Origin of the sequence: Arenibacter sp. S6351L (genome assembly GCF_023016025.1) — a bacterium.
Taxonomy (GTDB): domain Bacteria; phylum Bacteroidota; class Bacteroidia; order Flavobacteriales; family Flavobacteriaceae; genus Arenibacter; species Arenibacter algicola_B.
In genome coordinates, this window is the sequence record NZ_JALKBB010000119.1 from 1 (window position 1) to 402 (window position 402).

Genomic DNA, 402 nt, shown 5'->3' on the forward strand with positions numbered 1-402 from the left:
CAATTTAGTAGAGAAAGACAATTCTTTTTTAACCCTAGAATTTTTGAACATGTACAAACGAGCTACTTTGTTTTCGTTTTTAACAGAAACTTCATTTTGAGTAGAAGTAACAATACTCATGGTAACAGTTTCAACTTTTACTTCCTGATCAACATTGTTGGCTTGTGCAGCTACTCCGATAAAAAGAACAAAGATTAAAGTTAAAAGCGTTTTCATGATGCGTTGTTTTGTTATGTAAATTTAACGCCACATGCACCCCTGTATAGGTCACAAATCGTTTAAACCCCCTTATTTTTCGGTATCTGACAAATCTCCCGATAAAGTGTAGAAAATGCTCGGTGAGTGAAAACCGGGCCAGGAAACGCTAATCGATGTTAATGGTATTTAATCGGTAATTCTTAC

General features: G+C 35.1%; 1 protein-coding gene. It reads right to left on the reverse strand.

The genetic code is table 11. The features are described from left to right. Positions 1–216: hypothetical protein (locus MWU82_RS24165; protein ID WP_247098324.1), on the reverse strand; the 216-nt coding region annotated here is incomplete at its 3' end. Positions 217–402: the final 186 nt, after the last annotated feature.